Genomic DNA, 20,325 nt, shown 5'->3' with positions numbered 1-20,325 from the left:
TTATTTGTTCATCAATAATGTTTAGATTGAGGTATGTCCGCTGTCTTTGGCGGTATACATGTTAAGTTTCATGGGTATCAATGCACTTTTTTACACGTTTTAGATATGTCATGAAGTTTTTCGCCGGCCCACTTTCTAGGCCTAACGAAATTGGTTGTTTGTTTTCAGCAGATTATAGTCCACGACACCATTCTGCTGTGCCCATATTTTATAACGTGCTTCGAGGTCTTGGACAATTGCTGGATATTGTTCTGCAACATTCTTATTTTCCCCTCTGTCTTCATCAATATTGTAAAGCTGTGGCTTATTCCCATCTTTGAATAAAGACACAAGTTTCCATTTACCATATCGCACAGCTTTATTACCTGCACGTTCCCAAAACAGTGGGCTTTGACGGTCAATCTGATTTTTATCAGTGCGCAACAATTCGCGCAGACTAAGGCCTGGTAAAGGATTGATGGTTGAATCCCCTTGTGTTGACGGGTATTTTGCTTGTGCAAAATCATATAGCGTAGGTGCTATATCAATCAGGTGCCCCGTCCCCTTTTTAACGACGTTGGCTTTCACTTCCTTTGGGAACCAGACAATGAAAGGTGCCCCGATTCCCCCTTCATAGGGGTTATCCTTATAGCTTCGTAAAGGGGAATTCCCTGTTTGGGACCAGTTGCTATTTTGCATATCATAAGAACCTGGCAAACCTACAGTCTCTGTATTTCGGGAGGTGTAGATTCGGTTGCGCTCTCCACCCTGGGCTCCATTGTCGGACAAAAAGATGATGATCGTATTTTTGTCTTTCTTGAGTTCTTTTAATGTTTGCCTGACTTTTCCAATACTTTGGTCCACCCGATCGACCATGGCGGCAAACACCTGCTGTCGACGTTGCCAGTATTGCTGTTCATCATAGGTAAGCTTGTTCCATTGCTGCACAGTTGAGTCCTTTGCGGCAATAGGCTGGCCTTTAGGGAAAACGCCCTTTTGAACCGCATTTTCATAGCGTTTCATACGCAAACTGTCCCAGCCCTGCTGATATACTCCCTGATATTTCTGGGTTTCGTGTTCTGGAGCTTGCAAAGGCCAATGAGGTGCATTAAAGGCGAGATACAGAAAAAAAGGTTTTTTATCCTGCGCCTGCTCGCGCAGAAAACCAATTGCCTGATCTGTAATTTCGTCGGTTAGATAACGTCCCTTGGGTAGATAGAACGGTTTGTTATTTCGGTACAAGGGTACACTAGGATTTTCAGGCCCATTAATTTCATAAAAATTGGATGCACCGCCCACAAAATTAAACGAGCGTTCAAAACCTCGCTGCGCAGGCCATTGATCATAGTCATCGCCAACATGCCATTTTCCAGAAATAATGGTGGAATACCCCGCTCCTTTCAGTACTTCGGCCAGCGTCTGCGATTCGTGGTTTAAAAATCCCTGGTATGCGGGTAAGCCCAGATTAACATTGAAATATCCCATACCAGCCCGATGTGCGTATTGACCTGTCAACAATGTTGCGCGAGTGGGAGCACAGATCGAATTATTATAAAATTCCTGGAACCGGGTCCCCTGTTTTGCCAGCTCTGTCAAATTTGGTGTACGGAAATCTATTCCACCATAAGGTTCTATATCTGAAAAACCTAAGTCATCAACTAGAATCAACACAATATTTGGTCGTTTGTCCTGCGCTATACTCTTATTGAATATCCCGCTTATACAAAGTGCGATAAGAATGTATATTGTTTTCATAATTTATCATATTTTGCGATGCGAATAAAATCAAATTATTTTCTCACAGCGCTGTAATTCACTATTTGGCCAACCAGTCCGGATGTTGAACCAATTTCGGATTCAAATTCAGCTCTCGTTGCGGCGTTGGAAAATGAAGATGTCGCGGTGCGGCATTCGTTTTTCCCGCAGCTTTTAATTTGCTGATATAATAATTCGCCCCTCGACGTACCAAGTCGAACCAGCGCTGGTACTCGTACACCAATTCTTTCCGTCGTTCCTCAAATACCAATTCCCGAAAGCTATCTTTGTTTTCAGTCCCAGACAGCTTTTCGACGCCGGCCCGTGCGCGTACCGCATTAATTGCATCCCGAGCCTCCTGTGTTGGACCATTTAATTCATTCTCTGCTTCAGCCAGCATCAGCAAAACTTCAGCATATCGTATGATGGGGGTATTTTTTGAAGACTGAGATTGATTACCGACCACGGTCTGGTCATAATACTTATTGAATTGTGGTTTGGTCAGCGCATAGTATTTACCATCTTTGGGTGATATCATACCTGTTGTAAAGGTCACAGAAAGGCGTTTATCATCTACTGCGAAGCTCTTATAGAGACCGCCCTCGCTATGTAAAGCATCGGCATAGTCCCCATTGATCCCGGGTATATCCGCCGGCGCAGAACGACTTGCCAATGAATTCCCTTGGTAACCACTATTTCCTTTAAATTGCGCCGAAAAAATATGTTCAATACCATTTTTTTTCTCTGTATTGAAGACATCTGAAAAATCTGGAAAAAGCGCATATCCTTCTTTGTCAATCACATCCTTGGCCAGCAGCTTCGCATTAGTCCAATCTGACCGGGTCAGGTATACCTTTGCCAGAAGGCTTTTAGCCGCACCGGATGTAGCCCGCCCTTTGTCTGCATCACTATAATTTTTATAATTCGGCAAGCTGGAAGCCGCTTTTAAATCGTTTATAATCTGTGCATAGACCTCATTTTCTGACGCTTTTGACACATACAGTTCTTCTGCCGATAAACCTTCAATCGGACGTAAAACGAGTGGAACAGGGCCAAACCAGCGTACTAGATTGAAATAATGTAATGCCCGTAGGAATTTGGCTTCATTGATCAACCGTTGCTGTATGGTGACATCAATCTGATTTTGCGTCATCGCTTCAATATTAACGATATTCAGATTTGATGCATTAATGGCATCATAACTCTGTTTCCAGAGTTGTTCCATTCGGTCATTTGAGGCATCGTGGGTTAAGTTGCTTATAGCGCGTACATGGGCATTCCGCGCGCGAGGTCCGGCCTCATAATCATCTGTCGCCATTTCCACAGCAATCTGAAATAAACTGTTGTACAAAGATTGTCCTGTTTCATACAGTTTTCGATAAGTACCTGTCACTGCAGCAACGGCCTGTCCTTGATTCAGGTAGAACTGCTCCGAAACCAATGCGCTCTCGGGCTTCTCAGTCAATTTTGAACAAGATATTCCGGTTAACAAAACGATGAATAAGGTGATGGGATAATATTTTTTTTTCATTGCGATCTGTATAAGTTAGAAGGTTAATGATAAACCTATAGATATAGACTTAGCGGCAGGATAAATTCCAGCATCCGTACCAATCTGGACATTGCTACCTGAAGTTACCTCAGGATCAAACCCCCTATAATTGGTCCATGTCAATAGATTTTGTGCAGCCAGATATAGGTTCAAATTTGTAATATGTGCATTTTTCAACCATTCTTTTGGAAAGTTGTAGCCAAACTGCAGGGATTTCAGCCGGGCAAATGATCCACTTTCAACAAACTGATTCGAGAATACCGGAGCAGGATCCAGCTTGGCCCTCGGGTATAGCTGACTTGGATTGCTTGTTGTCCAGCGTTTAAGTGCATCAATTGATGCGTTCTGCTGACCGGTAAACATCTCAAGGTTTTGGCGGTTGATGTTCAGTAAGTCATTGCCAACAGTTCCCTGAATCAGGAAAGACAAATCAAATCCTTTGTAAGAAAGCGTATTACTGATACCAAATATAAAATCAGGTTGTGCGTTGCCGATGATGGTCCGGTCGTTGGCAGTGGTAAACTGGCCGTCGCCATTAATATCCTTATACACGCGATCCCCAGCCTTCGGATTGGCGTTCCCGGTTAATACTCCTTTACTACTCTCCTCACCCAGTTGTAAAATACCATCGGTTACGGTTCCATAGAAAGTACCCAAAGGCTCTCCTACCTTAATAATATAGTTTCCAGTAATGTAAGATGTAGCTCCTTCACCAATAGTTAACACTTTATTTCGGTTAAAAGAGATATTTAGATCTGTATTCCAACTAAAGTTTCCCTGTAGATTTTTTGATTTCAGGCCAAACTCCAAACCTTGATTTGAAACAGATCCAAAGTTTTGTAAGGAAGTGGCATAACCTGAGGTCCAGGGTATTTCTACATTCAACAATAGGTCTTTCGTCTTTTTATAATAATAGTCGGCGGTAAACTGTAATCGGTTTTTCAAGAGTGAAAGGTCAAAACCAGCATCATATTGGAATGTGGTTTCCCAGCCCAGATTCTTGTTTGGAACCCGTTGCGACGCAAAGCCTGTGATCACGTTATTTCCAAAGAGATAATTTAGGCTATACAGTGTGGAGAGTGACTGATATTGTCCTATCTCCTGATTTCCGGTTGTACCAAAACTTGTTCGTATTTTAAAGTCATCAATAGCAGGGAAAGCCTGTTTAAAAAAAGGTTCATTTATTATACGCCAGGAGAATGCCAATGAGGGAAAATTGCCCCATTTATTGTTAGCGCCAAACCTGGAGCTACCATCACGGCGTATGCTGGCTGAAACATAGTATTTATTTGAATAATTATAGTTTACCCGTGCTAAATAGGAATGCAAGACCCAATTATAAGTGTCCGACGAAGGTCGAGTCAAGGTAGACCCACTCTGTAAACTATTGAAAAGTAAATCATCTGTAACAAAATTCTGCGCACCGGCACTAAATACTTCGTTTTTATTTTCCTGTTGTGTAAAACCAAGGAGCGCGTTAAAATTATGCTGTCCGATAACCCCGGTATAGGTTAGGGTATTTTCATTCAACCAAGAGTTACCATTTAAATTTCCTAAGCTCGCCTCCCCCTTCGATCCCGCACCCTCATAGATATAAGACGGAAGATAGAATTTGTCATCCCGATTATTCAGATCGACCCCAAAAAGCACTTTTGCCTGCAGTCCTTGTAAAATACGATATTGCGCAAAGGAAGTACCCAAAACCCGTAAACCATTTGATGTATTTGTCGTTTCTTTCAATGTTGCTATCGGATTAGCGAAAATATTCTCAAAGGGGTTACGCAGTGTGTAACTGCCATTAGGTTCGTATATCGTTGCTGTCGGCGGCATAATAAGCAATGCATTCACAATACCTGCTGGAGCGATCTGTGCGTTTGTTTTATTAATGGATAAGTTGGCCCCTACCTGCAGGCGATCGAAGGGATTTGCGTTGATATTTGAGCGAAATCCCAAGCGTCTGAAATCTGTATTTAGGATGACACCTTCCTGATCAAAATAATTAGCACCCAGAAAATACTGAACCTTCTCAGCTCCTCCAGACAACGATAGTTGGTGGTTTTGTATTCTTCCGGTCCGGAAGGCCGCTTTTTGCCAATCTGTTCCTTCGTCCAATTGATCCAGTTCTGACTGTTTCCGATATTGATTTGGTCCCAAACTTGGGTTGGCATCATACAGCGCATCGTTGCGGAGAATGGCAAAATCACGCGCTTTCAGCACATCAATCTTCTTGAGCACAGTTTGTGTCCCGATACTACCATCATAGTTTAACTGCACATGGCCGGCTTTTCCTTTTTTCGTGGTGACCAGAATAACGCCATTCGCACCGCGCGATCCATATATTGCAGTCGCCGCAGCGTCTTTAAGCACTTCAATACTTTCAATATCTGCAGGATTGATACTTGCTAAAGGATTCACGGGAGTACCGCTTCCGACGCCTGTACTTTCTGTCTGATTATATACTGGAAAGCCATCGATGACATACAGCGGCTCATTGCCACCTTGTATGGAAGCACCGCCCCGAATACGAATACTTACCCCTCCTCCTGGCTGTCCCGAGGTTTGTGTAACCTGAACACCGGCGATTCCACCTTTTAAGGTCTGATCGAGCGAAGACACTGGTTGTTTAAGGAGGTTTTCCGGTAAGGAAGCCACTGCCCCCGTCAAATCACGTCGTTTTTGGGTTCCGTATCCGACCACCACGACTTCCTCCAGATCCTCCGAGCTTGGAGAAAGCTCAATAACAGCCGGAGAGGTATTTACGACGAGCCTTTTCTTCTGATAACCAACAAAGGTTAGAATGAGGGTAAAAGGAAGTTTCTGTCCCGTGACAAATTGAAACTTACCATGACGGTCTGTTTTTACACTATGTGTTACGGCCTCTAGTTGTATGGTCACCCCTTCAATGGGTTCTTTGGTCGTGCCATCAATTACTGTTCCTATTAAGGAGGCATTGATGATCGGTTGAGGTTGCTGTGCCAGGACCGGTACAAAGGTATACAGTACAAGCAGGATTAATATAGCATACGAAAGTACGCTGAAATTTTTCATTGTCAGTTCTATTTTAAAGTGAATACGCAAACAAGTGCCAACGCCATTGGTACCCTTGTTATTAAAATTCGAATTACTTACTTAACGAAGTATAAATAAGGAAAAAGGGGTGCTTAACAGCACATTCGCATTCGACAAATGAAAAGGAAGGAATTAAAAATTGGAGTAGTTTCTCCGTTGCTTCTAAAAGCGATTAGATAGTCGTTTTTCATACTTGTTCAAAATTTGTAGTCTAGATTTTATGTTCGTTGCCAACGCCAATTGTTAACGACAGAACAAATATAAAAATAGTTTTCAAAAAGACTACTAATTAAGTAGTCTTTTTGAAAACTATTTTTATATTCTCCCCAGGACTTATTTATTTTTACAAGATAGATCCAGGTAAATAGCAGTTATCTAAAAAAAAGCCCGATATTAAATCGGGCTTTTTTTTAGACAGCTACTTTAATCCATATATTCTATTGGGAGTAATCCGTTGTTGGAATTCCCTATTTTGCAGATTGTGTTATTCTCCGCTTTCTTTGGCAGCAAGGTATCTTTCTGCTTCAAGCGCAGCCATACAGCCGGTACCGGCGGCAGTAATTGCTTGACGGAATATATTATCCTGTACATCTCCACAGGCAAAGACTCCAGGTATATTGGTTGCAGTACTATCTGGCTTAGTAATCAGGTAGCCAGTTTCATCCATATCCAATATCCCCGTAAATAACTCCGTATTCGGTTTATGGCCAATTGCAACGAAGAAACCTGTCACTTCCAGGTCTTTCTCGGATTGGTCTTTGTTGTTGATGACGCGAATTCCAGTGACTACCTGGCCATCACCTAAAACCTCTTTTGCTTCGGAGTTGTAATGTACTTCGATATTAGGTGTGTTCATAACGCGGTGTACCATGGCTTTGGATGCGCGGAACTCATCACGGCGCACTAACATATGTACTTTGGAACATAATTTCGCAAGGTAAGTGGCTTCCTCAGCGGCAGTATCTCCAGCACCTACGATGGCCACTTCCTGATTTTTAAAGAAGAAACCGTCGCATACAGCACAAGCTGATACCCCAAAACCGTTATATTTTTGTTCAGATTCCAAGCCCAGCCATTTTGCTGTTGCTCCTGTAGCAATAATCACTGTATCTGCAGTAACTTGTACTGTGCCATCAATTTCTACACGATGTACATCGCCAGTAAAATCTACTTTGGTCACATAACCAAAGCGCACAGATGTCCCAAAGCGTTCAGCTTGTTCCCGCAGATCTTCCATCATAACAGGACCGGTAATCCCTTTTGGATATCCCGGAAAATTGTCTACTTCTGTTGTTTGTGTCAATTGCCCCCCCGGTACAATACCTGTATAAACCACCGGTTTCATATCCGCACGGGCTGCATAAATCGCTGCAGTATACCCCGCTGGACCTGAACCAATAATCAAACATTGTACATGCTCCACTTCTTGTTTGAATTCCATAATCCTTTTTCTAAGCTATTAATAAAGTTATTTTTTAAATTTATCCTGCAATTCTTTCAGCATATCCAGCGAGATACTTTGAGCTGTCTCTTCTTTCTGTTGATTGAATTCCTTTTTAGCAGTCTTCTTATCCTCTACCGAATGATTAGATGCTGCTTTCGCTTTTTGCTCACTTTTTTCTTTCTTATATTTTATCCAGATATTTTCCAATACCTTTTTGGTGTATAAAGGGAAATCGCCGTTCTGCATCCAGGCGTAATAACTTGGTTCCTGCTCAAATACTTCCACAATAGGTTTTCCTTTGTGCTTACCAAAATTGATGGTTTCTAATCCATCTTCGTTATATACAATGCGCCCTGCAAAATCTACAGGCTTACTTAAGTTGGTAAATTCGTGTAAAGCAGCGACATCATTGACTACAGGATACGAAACGACCCCATGACGATCCTCAAATGCTGCTCCCTCATACTTGGTGAGTTGCGCTTTTAACACTTCGTAAGTCGCACGTACATCTGCTTCAGCGGTATGCGCATTCTCCAGGTTCTCATCGCAATAGAACTTATAGGCGGCTTTTAATGTACGCTGTTCCATTTGATGGAAGATGTTTTGTACATCAACAAAGGCACGGCCTTCCAACGAAAAGTCTACGCCAGCACGTAAAAATTCTTCCATAAGCATCGGCACATCAAACTTATTCGAATTGTATCCTGCCAAATCCGCATCACCGATGAAGGTAGCCAATTCTACAGCAATGGTTTTAAATGTAGGTGCGTCTTTAATATCCTCATCACGAATGCCATGAAAAAACGTGGATTCTGCAGGAATAGGTCTTTCCGGGTTAATTTTCTTCGTATATACAATTTCTTCACCATTGGGCATCACTTTCAAAAATGATACTTCGACAATTCGATCGGTTGCAACATTAACACCTGTCGTCTCTAAATCGAAAAATACCAATGGTCTGTTTAATTTTAATTCCATGCTGGATCGTATGCTTTTTTAACAAAAACCAAAAATACAAAGTTGAATTTGATTTTTGTAGTCTGAGAAATTTAATTTACAACCGCTTGATGAATCGGCTCCATTGGATTGAACTTACCCACAATAACCTTTACCATTTGCTTAAAATCAAGGTATTTATTGGCAATATCACGAACTTTTTCGGGTGTCATATTTTTAATTTCCTCCATGTAATAAGAATAATACGTTAAGTTCATATCGTTCAAAAGAACACTCTTGAATTTATCCGCATGAGAAAATATACTCTCTAACGATCCCAGCATTGATCCTTCCATATAGGTTTTTACCAAATCAACTTCCTCTACCGACGCCAATGTGGTCTTTAGCAGATCGATTTCCTTTTCTATCTCGGCTAAAGTCGCATTCGTCACCTCTACGCCTACTTCTGTCGCAATGGTCAAAAATCCAGTATGCTTTAATGTTGCTACGGCCGACCCAATACTGTAGGTATATCCTTTTTCCTCTCGGATATTACGCATCAGTCTGGAGCCAAAAAAGCCCCCGAGCAGCGTATTTACAAACTGTAAAGCGGGGTAATCCGGATGGGTTCTCGATATAGTCTGACTGCCTAAACGAATGGCTGATTGCAGCGCATTTTCTTTCTCTTCATATGCCAAATCGTCCGACTTTTGCGTTAATAATGGGCCATCCGCAGAGGAGGCGGTCCCAAGTTTAAGCCACTCAAATCCAAAGATCTGTTCCAGTTCACTGATGAGATCTTCGGAGACATTGCCCGAAACAATCAAGGTACAATTATCAGGAACAATTTCTTTTCGATACAGTTCTATCAATTGCTCACGGCTAATGGCATCATAATCTTCGAATTTTGGTGTACGCCCATAACGGTTACTTTCACCGAAGATCAGATTATAGAACTTGCGTCTCGCTAGGTAATCATTTTTTTGAATCGATACCTGAAACTTTTGTTTGTTATTACGCAGATAGGTATCAAGTTCTTCTTGCGGAATCGATGCTTCCGTTAAAATATCTTTTACAAGTGGTAGTAAAACCTTACTGTGTCGATTTAAGGTATACAAAGACAGGGAAGTTACATCGAAAGAATATTCAGGGACAAGAAATGCGCCATAAAAATCTACTTTGTCTGCAATTTCAGCGCTTGACATACTCATTGTCCCCTCTTTAAGCAAGGCACTTAATGCACTGTTAAGCAGCGGGTTTTCGATTTGCCCATCGAGATACTTATTCTCAAAAATCCACTCAATACGGACAAGTTCCTGTTCAGGAGAATGAAATATATACACAGGTAGTCCGTTGGCAAACTGCTTTTTGACAGGTTCTTTCAAGCTTATATGACCGATTTCACGGAATTCGGGTGCTTTTGTTCTATCCAACATGTCGTACCTCCTCCTCTTGTGCTTTATACATTAATATTGATGCGTTTTCGGGATTAAAAATAGCTTTTGCTTGCTGTTGTACTTCTTCGGCAGTGACAGCTAGATATTTTGACACTTCTGTATTAATGCCGTTGGCGTCACCAAGCAATTCATGAAAAGCCAAATTCATCGCCTTATCCAAGATAGATAATTCGGCAAACACATTTGTTGACTCGATTTTATTTTTCACCTTTTCCAGCTCGGAGTCAGACACCAACTCTTTTTTCAATAGATCAAGCTCAGCCCATACAGCACGTTCGGCTTCCTCTAATGATACTCCTTCGGAGGGTTTGCCTTCAATAACAAATAAATTATTATCGATACTACCCATCACATAGGCGTTTAATTCACTAAAGAGTTGCTCCTCTTTTACCAATCTACGATAAAGCCTTGACGAAGAGCCTCTGGAAAGGATATCCGATAGCAAATCCATTGCGAAATATCCCTCTTCTAACCTTGCTGGCCCATGAAAAGCCATATACAGGGCATCCAAAGGTACTGTTGCATAAGCAGTTTCTCTTCTCAACTCCTGCTGTTTGGGCTCCCGCGGTAACTGCCGGATATATTTTTGGCCAGGCTCAATATCGCCAAACCATTTCTCTACCAAGGATTTCACTTCATCATAATGTACATCCCCAGAAATGACCATAATTGCACTCTGTGGGTTGTAATGCAATTTAAAGAAGGCTTTGACATCTGCCATCGTTGCATCTTCGATGTGTTTCAGCTCTTTCCCAATGGTAGCCCAACGATATGGGTGTACCTTATAAGCCAGTGGGCGCAGCTTGAGCCAAGCATCGCCATAGGGCTGATTAAGATAACGCTGTTTAAACTCTTCGCTTACTACATTCCGCTGTACTTCCAGGCTCTGGGGAGAGAATGCCAGACTTAACATGCGGTCGGATTCTAACCAAAGTGCGGTCTCCAGATTGGAAGAAGGTAATGTAATATAGTAATTGGTAATGTCATTGCTTGTGAAAGCATTGTTCTCACCACCAACTTTTTGCAGTTCAGTATCAAAATTAGGGATATTTACGCTGCCACCAAACATGAGATGCTCAAACAAATGGGCAAAACCAGTCTGTTCAGGAGATTCGTCACGAGCGCCAACGTCATATAATATATTCACACAGGCCATTGCCGTGTTGTGATCCTCGTGCACTAATACACGAAGTCCATTTTCTAATGTAAATTTTTGGTATGAAACCATGCTTTTTTTTGATTTTTATGAAATCCAGTTAATACCTTTTCGCAATAAGGATAAGGTCTTGGCTTCTTCGGAGCCTTCTTCAGGTCGATGGTCATATACCCAATTGGCCTGGGCAGGTAGACTCATCAATATGGACTCTATGCGACCATTTGTTTCAAGTCCAAATTTAGTACCGGAATCCCAGACTAAATTAAACTCAACATAACGCCCCCGACGGATCAATTGCCAATTTTTCTGCGCCTCATTATATGTTTTACTTCTATTTTTTTCGACCAGCGTAGTATAGGTCGGCGCAAAGCTACGGCCTAAATCACAGGAAAATGCAAAGATGTCCTCCATAGACATTCCGGTCTTCGCCGTATTTAACTTATCGTAAAAAACGCCTCCTATTCCTCGAGTTTCCTCCCTGTGGCGAATGAAAAAATAGTCATCGGCCCATTTTTTAAATTCATTGTAAAAATTCGGATTATGTTTATCGCAGACCGACTTTAGTTGCTGATGAAAAAACCGGGCATCCGTTTCATTCACATAATGTGGTGTCAGGTCAATTCCCCCCCCAAACCAACGCATCTGTTCATTCAATTCGAAATATCGGATGTTCATATGGATAATGGGCACCCACGGATTATTGGGGTGGATAACAATGGATACTCCGGTGGCAAAGAAATCATCTTCATCAACGCCAAAGGCTTTTTTTATGGTTTCTGGTAATTTACCATGTACAGCAGAAAAGTTGACTCCACCTTTTTCCAATATATTACCGTTCTGAATTATCCGTGTACGACCTCCGCCTCCACCTTCTCTTTCCCATAGTTCTTCTTCAAACCGGGCCGAACCATCCAAACGCTCCAGCGCCTGGCATATTTCATCTTGAATTTCTTTATAAGCTAAAGCAATCGCTTCTTTTGTTATCATCTACTTTGTTGCTAGGTTTAAGTTAATTTTTCGCTCAAAGCCTGAATAATTTTGGATGCAGGTTGATGAGCATACAAAATCTGGTATACGGCATCACAAATAGGCAGTTCAACAGCATACTTTTCTGCATATTGCTGAATACAGGCGGACGCATAATAACCTTCAGCGACCATATTCATTTCGAGCTGAGCAGATTGCACACTATACCCTTTTCCGATCATATTCCCAAATGTTCTGTTGCGACTGAACTGTGAGTATGCCGTGACCAATAAATCGCCCAGATAAGCAGAAGTATTGACATCCCGGGATGTATCGCCATCTACTTTAGCTACAAAACGACGCATCTCCCGAATCGCGTTGGAAACCAATACAGCCTGAAAGTTGTCACCGTAGCCTAATCCATGGCATATACCCCCTGCTAATGCATAAATATTCTTTAATACGGCTCCAAATTCAATTCCTAAGATGTCTTCTGAAAGGATCGTTTTAATAACCCGTGAAGATAAAAATGAAGCTACCAAGGCCGCATTATCCAAGTTTTTGCAACCAAATGTCAGGTACGACAGCTTACCCAAGGCCACTTCTTCGGCGTGACAGGGACCTCCAATCACACAGATCTGTTTCATATCGATGGCATAGTACTGCTCCAAAAACTCTCCTATAATTAAGTTGTCCTTAGGAATAATTCCTTTGATAGCGGATACAACTATTTTATCTTTGAAATCTTCCTGGGTGACACCCCGCAGTGCATCTTTCAAATAGGCTGCTGGCGTATTTAAAATAACAATATCTGAATTAGCAACTACATTTTTGGCATTTGTATCAATGCTGGTAATACTCAAATCAACAGCGACCCCGCTCAAATAGGTAGGGTTATGTTTAAATTTTTGGATGTATTCAGCATCTTCCTCTTTTCTAATCCACCAAAAAATATGTTTATCTTGGTCATTTTCGCATAGCATCTTAATCATCGCCGTCGCCCAGCTCCCGCTACCTATTATACCAATCTTTTTCCCCTGCATGTTTTTAATTTGTTTTCGAAAGCAAATATACTTATTTACTGCTTAGATATGCGATTGCATGAAGAGATATGATACTTTAGTTACTTTTAGAACCTAGAAAATTTCGCCAAAAACCTGGCTTAATACCTACAAAATAGACACTCCCCTCTTCTTTAACCGGGTATATATGAATAAAATCATGTTGAGCAGGATTGCCTTTCCCTGTCACAAGATCAAACTCATGCCGATGAAAGGGACAGATCACTTTCCCTCGTTCACACCAACCATTTTTCAAGGGAGCTCCCGCATGCGGACATTTTCTGGAAAACGCGTACAATTGATCTTCAAACCAAGTTAGACAAATGGTCTTTCCACCAACCTTATGCTCTATTATCCCTTTATCCTTTAAAAATTGGGCATCGTCAATTTTGTACCACTGAAGCATGGTACAAGATAGTTAAAAATTACAGTGAATTTTCTATCTTTGTGCAATTTCAAAAATTTGCACTATATATGGCTTTACAATGCGGTATCGTAGGTTTACCAAACGTTGGTAAATCAACATTATTTAACTGTCTGTCAAATGCGAAAGCACAGGCAGCAAACTTTCCATTTTGTACTATTGAACCAAATGTTGGGGTAATTACCGTACCGGATGCCCGTCTAAATAAATTAGCTGAATTAGTCAATCCACAACGTATCGTTCCGAATACCATTGAAATCGTTGATATCGCCGGATTGGTAAAAGGCGCATCAAAAGGAGAAGGATTAGGGAATCAGTTCTTGGGAAATATTCGTACGACAAATGCGATCATTCACGTTTTGAGATGTTTTGATGATGGCAATGTCATTCATGTGGACGGTTCAGTAGATCCAATCAGAGATAAAGAAATCATCGATACCGAACTGCAATTAAAGGATTTGGATACGGTCGTAAAACGTATCCAGAAAGTGGAGAAAATGGCAAAAACAGGCGGTGATAAAGATGCAAAAAAGACTTTTGATATACTTTCCATTGTTAAAGAACATTTAGAATCTGGAAAATCAGCTCGTACAGCCGCTATTGAAGCTGAAGATTTTGAATTTATTCAAGACTTGGCTTTATTAACAGCGAAACCGGTCCTTTATGTATGCAATGTTGATGAAGGTTCTGTTAATACGGGTAATGCGTATGTTGAACGTGTAAAAGAAGCGGTTAAGGATGAGAAAGCCGAAGTTTTAATCATCTCAGCACAAATTGAATCTGAAATTGCCCAACTGGAGAGCTATGAAGAACGCAAAATGTTTTTGGACGATCTTGGTTTAGAGGAATCCGGTGTCCATAAATTAATTAGAGCGGCGTATTCACTCCTGAATTTAGCTACTTATTTTACCGCTGGTGTTCAGGAGGTACGTGCTTGGACAATTGAAAAAGGTTTTACTGCCCCTCAGGCAGCGGGTGTTATCCATACAGATTTTGAAAAAGGTTTTATCCGCGCAGAGGTAATCAAATACGATGACTTTGTCAATCTTGGCTCAGAAAGCGCTGTAAAAGAGGCCGGCAAATTAGCTGTAGAGGGAAAAACCTATATTGTACAGGACGGAGACATTATGCACTTCCGTTTCAATGTGTAAATAGCTGATAAAAGTATATTTTAAAAATTAAGCTGCCGAAAAGATGATTTTCGGCAGCTTAATTTTACCCAATATTTTTAGGATCTAAATTTCGACTATACTCGTTTCATAGTTGTACTGCAACAACAGGGAACCGCGGTAGGCCCAAGTAGAGATGCGCTCTCGATGTTACCATGAAGGTTAAAGCTTGCAAAAAAGTAAAATTTGCAGCTTGTACATATGATATAACAAGATAATTGTGGATGAAGTATAGCTCGCCAGGGTTATTTAACAAAATAACGATGCTCAATTACTTCGACTTTTTTAACATCCTTATCTTCCAGCATTTTTTTGACATCACAATGCCCGGTTACGCCTCGATAAATTAAAGTCCCACCAAGCGTCAATCCTGAAAGCCCTGTCAGCGGTGATTTAAATATTTTTTTTACGCCCAAACCTAAAATAAAACCGCCGGCAATTACAGATAACACGCGTTCAGAAGCGCCAATATTCTCCTCAATGCAATCATCCTTTATCTTAGCCTTAATCTTGTCAAATGCAAATGTCAATAGGTTACTCATAATTATCTTTATTTAAGTATTGTTTCTTTATGTAAACAAATGGTGGTCCAAAAAAGTTTAGAAATAGAATATTAGTTTTTATACGATTTCTCGGATTACATCTCTTATATTCGTATTTATCAAATTAAATATTCATGCAAGTCAAAAAATATTCCGGCGAATTAGTCCCCTTTAATGGAGAGGCTTTAAAACACTCTCTTTCCCGTTCTGGAGCAAATACCGATCAGGTGAACGAAGTATATAGTAGTGTTGTAAGTGAATTATATGACGGCATTTCGACCAGAGAATTATATCAGCTGGCTTTCGATAAACTGAAAACTGTCCGAAATTCTTTTGCTGCGCGATATAGCCTAAAAAAAGCATTACGTGATCTTGGGCCTGAAGGCTTTTATTTTGAAAAATATATTTCCCATTTGCTGCGTTCGATCGGTTATGAAAGTACCACTGGGCAGATGGTACATGGCCATGCTGTTTCCCATGAACTGGATGTTGTGGCTTATAAGGACGGTAAATTGATGACAGCGGAATGTAAGTTCAGGAATGATATTGATGCCAAGATCTCTGTTACAACGCCAATGTATTACCTATCAAGGTTCAAGGATATCAGTGGAATTGACTATAATTTTTTTGGCAAAAAATTGCAGTTTCAGGAAGGCTGGCTTATTACCAACGCTTATTTTACTTCAGATTCGATCGATTTCGCAAACTATTATGGCATCAATTTGCTCTCATGGGATTATCCCAAAGAAACCAGTATCAAAAGAAGAGTAGATAAAGCAGTATTTTATCCCGTCACCTGCTTAACCACGCTTTCGGACCTGGAAGAACAGCAACTGTTGAAAAACCAGCTGATCCTGGTAAAAGATCTTGTAAATAATCCGGATAAGCTGGATATCCTTGGACTTAACACAGAAAGAAAAGAGAAGGTCCTCAAAGAAGCGCGTGAATTACTAGATTATAAAGTGGAAGAAGAATATTGATATCAGCAATCAAAAAAGCAATAGGCCGAGATATAGGCCTATTGCTTTTTATGAGGTTAATATCATTTGTTTAATACAGTGGGGTAATAGACCTTACCGTATTTGGAAAATTCGTTTAAATCCATCTTTTCCCAGAAGATAGCATAGATTGCAGCACCAGAGCCAGACATTGAGGTATAGATAGCGCCTTTGCGATACAAAGCCTCTTTAATTTCTTTGAGCAGTGGATAACGTTCAAAAATAGACTCTTCAAAATCATTTCGAATATGGAATTTCCACTCCTGAATAGGCAATCGAATTGCTTCTTCCAAATTGACAGCTGAAGGCATTGGTTTCACACCGCTGTAAGCTTCGGCAGTGGAGACATGGATATCGGGCATAATAACCGCCAAATGGTATTCGCTCAGATCAAGTGATATCTCCTTAAAATCTGTCCCTATTCCAGTTGCAAACACAGGAGTATTTGCAATAAAGAATGGACAATCCGCCCCCAATTGGGCTGCGTATTTCATTAACTGAGCATTTGTTAAGTTTAATTGAAACAGATCATTGAGCCCTTTCAATACAAAAGATGCATCCGCTGATCCGCCGCCCAGTCCAGCTCCGATCGGAATCTGCTTGATCAGATCAATAGAGACGGCCGGGATATCAAACTCATTTTTTAACAGTCCATAAGCCTTTATACAGAGATTATCCGCGGTATTACCTGGTATGCGATTACCTTGTACACTCAATACGCAATGTTCTGCGTCGGTCTCTAATATCTCGATAATATCATAAATTGGTAAGGGATAGAAAATACTGTTCAGTTCATGATAGCCATCCGCTCGTTTAGCGGTAACCTGCAGCCCAATATTAATTTTAGCATTTGCAAAGAGTATCATAAGATCGTCTAAATCAACACTTAGATTTTATATTAATAGCTCACCAATGAGGAGATCCTGTCACTAAACCGGGACAATCTGCCTTTTGCTTTGAGAAAGTCCAATGAAATGATAAAACTATAGGCTGCAATCACACCGCCCAATTTTTCAATAAGTTTGCTTGCCGCGACGACAGTTCCACCCGTTGCCAGCAGATCATCATGGATCAGAATACGGCTACCTTTTTCGAAGGCATCTTCATGGATTTCTATTGTTGCCTGACCATATTCTAATGCATAAGACTCGGAAATAGTTTTAAATGGTAATTTCCCTTGTTTACGAATAGGAATAAAGGGCAAGCCCAGTCTGTTGGCAAGTAAAAAGCCGAAAAGAAACCCACGACTTTCAATACCTGCAATAGCATCGATTTCTATTCCTTGAAGTTGGTCAATAATCGCGTCGATCATTTCATTACATAGCGTAGCATCTTTCAACAAAGGGGTGATATCTTTGAATACAATACCCGGTTTTGGAAAATCCACAATATCCCGGATTTCCAATTTCAATTTATCTTGAATCATTCTCAAATATTAAATACGGCGCGATTTTAGCAATAGCAAGATCCGAAAGTGTACCTATCTTGGTAAAGTCTTCTATATTGGTATAATTCCCATGTTGATCTCGATAATTAACTATTAACTTCGCATCCTTCGGGCTAAGATACGGATGTTTGCCCAATGAATTGGCATCAATCTGGTTAATATTGATTTTTTTGATTCCTTCTAAATTAGACACTGTAATATAGTCCTTAATGAGGTCGTATGTCTCCGAAGTAACACCATAAACCTCCTTTATTTGCTCAATCCTATAGAAGCCGCCAAGTACCTCTTTATATTTCAAAATACGTTTAGAAAGAATTGTTCCGATCCCATTGAGGCTCATCAAGGCAGTTGTATCACAGGTATTAATATCGATAAGTTCGGCATGGTTGGTTTCAAATTTATCGTAAAGTAGAGGAGCTTTAGCTGTTGCGCCCGCACCTATATTCTCCGCTTGAATACGGATATAAGGTTCGAGCTTTTCATATAATTTTGCATTGATGGAATACATTTTCCGAACATCATTTTTATTTTTAAACCGCCCCCCTTTTTTCTCGTAATTCTTGATCACCGCAATTTGCTTATCTGAAAGACCAAGCCTACGCCAGCTATCGATGGATAAATTATTGGGATCAAAATAAAATAGCTTGGTATCCCTGTTGTCATCGTCAGCACCTATATCCCGATCTATGGGAGCTGTTTTCTTTTCCAGATGGACATCAGCTACTTTAAATTTCCTATTGGGATAATCTACGGCATCAGCTGAATCGCGAAATGACTGCTCGAAAACCCGAGCCTGATGAACTATGGGATCATTTTTATCGTTTCTACTGACAAGGGAATATATAATACTAAAGAGAATGATTACTACCAATATAACAAAGAACCCATTTTGCTCTGTTTTGTTAAATTTAAAATAAGTCAATAGCCTTTTCATAAGCTGTCAGTGGTTGGGTTATGTAAATTTAATAAATTAAAAGGAAAATAAAAAGGGAGGTGTTTAAAAAAACACCTCCCTTTTATAATTAATATTATATGGATACCATTTTATAACAGGGATTTATCTACTTTTTCCACTTTACTACCATCCTTCAGGGTTTTGGAAATTGCGTCGAATGGTCGCGAAACGACCTGATCTCCCTTTTTCAATCCAGATAGGATAATAATATTTTTGTCGTCTTGGATTCCCGTTTTAATAGGAACCTGTTTTACAGTCTGATCTTTTAAAACAAAGACATATTCCTGTATTTTCTTATTTGTATTTGTAGAATCCTTATCATCCGATCGCACAGTAACCGATTGGATAGGCACCACTAAGCCTTTGTCATGTTTCGTAAAAATCTGTACTGTAGCGGATAGTCCGGGTTTGAACGGTGAAGCGACATTTTCTTTGATCAAATCCTGATAAGATTCTGCACTGATACGCACCTTTACATTAAAATTTGTTACTTGATCTGTAGACGAGGTTGTCGCAGTTGTCGTAGCGATATTTTTGGAGGAGCTTGCAATTTCAGTAACAATACCTTTAAACTTTCGGTCCTGAAAAGCATCCACCTCAATTTCAGCTTGGTTACCTACTCTCACGTTGTTAATATCGTTCTCATTGACATCCACATTTACTTCCATCGAAGACATATTAGCAATGCGCATAATTTCCGTACCAGCCATTTGAGCTGTTCCCACGACACGCTCTCCCTGTTCGATCGACAATAAAGAAATAATACCGTCTGTTGGAGCATAGATAGTTGTCCTGTTCAGATTATCCTGGGCTTCTTTAACAGAAGCTTGAGATTGATCTATAGCATACCTAGTCGACCGTACCGTCTCCCTTTGGGCCTGAATTGCGGCAAGGGTCGAAAAGTATTCGGAAGAACTTTTATCCATTTCAGCAGCAGAAATAACCCGTTTTTCAAAAAGCTCCTGATTCCTCTTGTAGGTTGCTGCTACATTTTTAAAATTTTCTTCCTGCTGTTTGAGTTGTTGTTGGGCAGCCGCCAGGTTGGCACGCTGTGAATTCATCGCAGCTACAGAACGATCGTAGCCGGACTGTAAGATATCAGGCTTTATCCTACAGAGGATTTGTCCTTTCTTCACAAAATCTCCTTCTTTGATATTAAGCTCAACAACCTCACCCGAGACCTCGGAACTCAGCTTAACTTCAATTTCTGGCTGTATTTTTCCACTGGCAGACACCAATTCATCCACATCTGCTTCCTTCACAACGTCTACAGCGACTTTAGTAATATCTCCTTTTCCAAACCAACCGGCCTTAAAGCCGATAAAAACAAAAATTGCCAGGAGCGCTATGACTATTAATAGAATCTTTACTACACTACGTTTTTTCTTTGCCATTGTTTTTGTTAATCAAATAGG

17 protein-coding genes are annotated in these 20,325 nt (G+C 40.6%); 2 read left to right on the top strand and 15 right to left on the bottom strand.

Annotated features, from left to right (window positions below; genetic code table 11):
• Nucleotides 1-141: 141 nt before the first annotated feature.
• The 10 genes from ABDW32_RS03065 to ABDW32_RS03020 all read right to left on the bottom strand — a co-directional run bounded on the left by ABDW32_RS03065 (nt 142) and on the right by ABDW32_RS03020 (nt 13,781).
• Nucleotides 142-1,734: a sulfatase-like hydrolase/transferase gene (locus ABDW32_RS03065; protein ID WP_343559180.1), complete on the bottom strand. Its 1,593-nt coding sequence runs from the start codon at nt 1,732-1,734 to the stop codon at nt 142-144.
• 61 nt (nt 1,735-1,795) lie between these two features.
• A complete protein-coding gene (locus tag ABDW32_RS03060; RefSeq protein WP_343559179.1) occupies nt 1,796-3,265 on the bottom strand; it encodes a RagB/SusD family nutrient uptake outer membrane protein in 1,470 nt (489 codons plus the stop codon).
• Nucleotides 3,266-3,280: 15 nt separating this feature from the next.
• Nucleotides 3,281-6,334, bottom strand: coding sequence for a TonB-dependent receptor (locus ABDW32_RS03055; RefSeq protein ID WP_343559177.1), 3,054 nt, complete (start codon nt 6,332-6,334; stop codon nt 3,281-3,283).
• Nucleotides 6,335-6,839: 505 nt separating this feature from the next.
• Nucleotides 6,840-7,796, bottom strand: a complete 957-nt coding sequence (gene trxB, locus ABDW32_RS03050; protein WP_343559175.1) for a thioredoxin-disulfide reductase — start codon at nt 7,794-7,796, stop codon at nt 6,840-6,842.
• Between the two features lie 27 nt (nt 7,797-7,823).
• Entirely contained in the window at nt 7,824-8,777 is a 954-nt protein-coding gene (locus ABDW32_RS03045; protein ID WP_343559173.1) for an exonuclease domain-containing protein, read from the bottom strand.
• 71 nt (nt 8,778-8,848) lie between these two features.
• A complete protein-coding gene (locus ABDW32_RS03040) occupies nt 8,849-10,171 on the bottom strand; it encodes a pitrilysin family protein (RefSeq protein ID WP_343559172.1) in 1,323 nt (440 codons plus the stop codon).
• The gene (locus ABDW32_RS03035) at nt 10,161-11,420 is read right to left on the bottom strand and encodes a pitrilysin family protein (protein WP_343559171.1); all 1,260 of its coding nucleotides are present in this window, start codon (nt 11,418-11,420) and stop codon (nt 10,161-10,163) included. The genes ABDW32_RS03040 and ABDW32_RS03035 overlap by 11 nt, the downstream gene beginning before the upstream one ends.
• Before the next feature lie 15 nt (nt 11,421-11,435).
• A complete protein-coding gene (gene hemF, locus ABDW32_RS03030) occupies nt 11,436-12,335 on the bottom strand; it encodes an oxygen-dependent coproporphyrinogen oxidase (protein WP_343559169.1) in 900 nt (299 codons plus the stop codon).
• Nucleotides 12,336-12,352: 17 nt separating this feature from the next.
• Nucleotides 12,353-13,357, bottom strand: a complete 1,005-nt coding sequence (locus tag ABDW32_RS03025; protein WP_077433039.1) for an NAD(P)H-dependent glycerol-3-phosphate dehydrogenase — start codon at nt 13,355-13,357, stop codon at nt 12,353-12,355.
• 76 nt (nt 13,358-13,433) lie between these two features.
• Complete coding sequence (locus tag ABDW32_RS03020) at nt 13,434-13,781, bottom strand: Rieske (2Fe-2S) protein (protein ID WP_343559167.1); 348 nt, start codon at nt 13,779-13,781, stop codon at nt 13,434-13,436.
• A 68-nt stretch (nt 13,782-13,849) separates the two neighbouring features.
• Here ABDW32_RS03020 and ychF point away from each other — a divergent pair, with 68 nt between their 5' ends.
• Entirely contained in the window at nt 13,850-14,950 is a 1,101-nt protein-coding gene (gene ychF / locus ABDW32_RS03015; RefSeq protein ID WP_077433035.1) for a redox-regulated ATPase YchF, read from the top strand.
• A gap of 263 nt (nt 14,951-15,213) precedes the next feature.
• On the opposite strand, the gene ABDW32_RS03010 is transcribed toward ychF, so the two are convergent.
• A complete protein-coding gene (locus tag ABDW32_RS03010; protein WP_077433033.1) occupies nt 15,214-15,510 on the bottom strand; it encodes a DUF2892 domain-containing protein in 297 nt (98 codons plus the stop codon).
• 134 nt (nt 15,511-15,644) lie between these two features.
• Here ABDW32_RS03010 and ABDW32_RS03005 point away from each other — a divergent pair, with 134 nt between their 5' ends.
• Complete coding sequence (locus ABDW32_RS03005) at nt 15,645-16,490, top strand: ATP cone domain-containing protein (RefSeq protein WP_343559164.1); 846 nt, start codon at nt 15,645-15,647, stop codon at nt 16,488-16,490.
• Between the two features lie 62 nt (nt 16,491-16,552).
• Here the strand turns inward: ABDW32_RS03005 and ispE are convergent, their stop codons facing one another.
• From ispE to ABDW32_RS02985, 4 genes are all read right to left on the bottom strand, one after another.
• Nucleotides 16,553-17,374 (bottom strand): 4-(cytidine 5'-diphospho)-2-C-methyl-D-erythritol kinase, encoded by an 822-nt coding sequence (gene ispE, locus ABDW32_RS03000; protein ID WP_343559163.1) that lies wholly within the window; start codon nt 17,372-17,374, stop codon nt 16,553-16,555.
• Between the two features lie 32 nt (nt 17,375-17,406).
• Nucleotides 17,407-17,934 carry an adenine phosphoribosyltransferase gene (locus ABDW32_RS02995; RefSeq protein ID WP_077433027.1) on the bottom strand — a complete coding sequence of 176 codons (528 nt, stop codon included), beginning with the start codon at nt 17,932-17,934 and terminating at the stop codon, nt 17,407-17,409.
• Complete coding sequence (locus ABDW32_RS02990) at nt 17,921-18,889, bottom strand: helix-hairpin-helix domain-containing protein (RefSeq protein ID WP_343559162.1); 969 nt, start codon at nt 18,887-18,889, stop codon at nt 17,921-17,923. The genes ABDW32_RS02995 and ABDW32_RS02990 overlap by 14 nt, the downstream gene beginning before the upstream one ends.
• Nucleotides 18,890-18,999: 110 nt before the next feature.
• A complete protein-coding gene (locus ABDW32_RS02985; protein ID WP_077433023.1) occupies nt 19,000-20,304 on the bottom strand; it encodes an efflux RND transporter periplasmic adaptor subunit in 1,305 nt (434 codons plus the stop codon).
• Nucleotides 20,305-20,325 lie beyond the last annotated feature (21 nt).

Origin of the sequence: Sphingobacterium sp., from assembly GCF_039596235.1 — a bacterium.
Taxonomy (GTDB): Bacteria; Bacteroidota; Bacteroidia; order Sphingobacteriales; family Sphingobacteriaceae; genus Sphingobacterium.
This window is presented reverse-complemented; position numbering and strand designations above follow the sequence as displayed.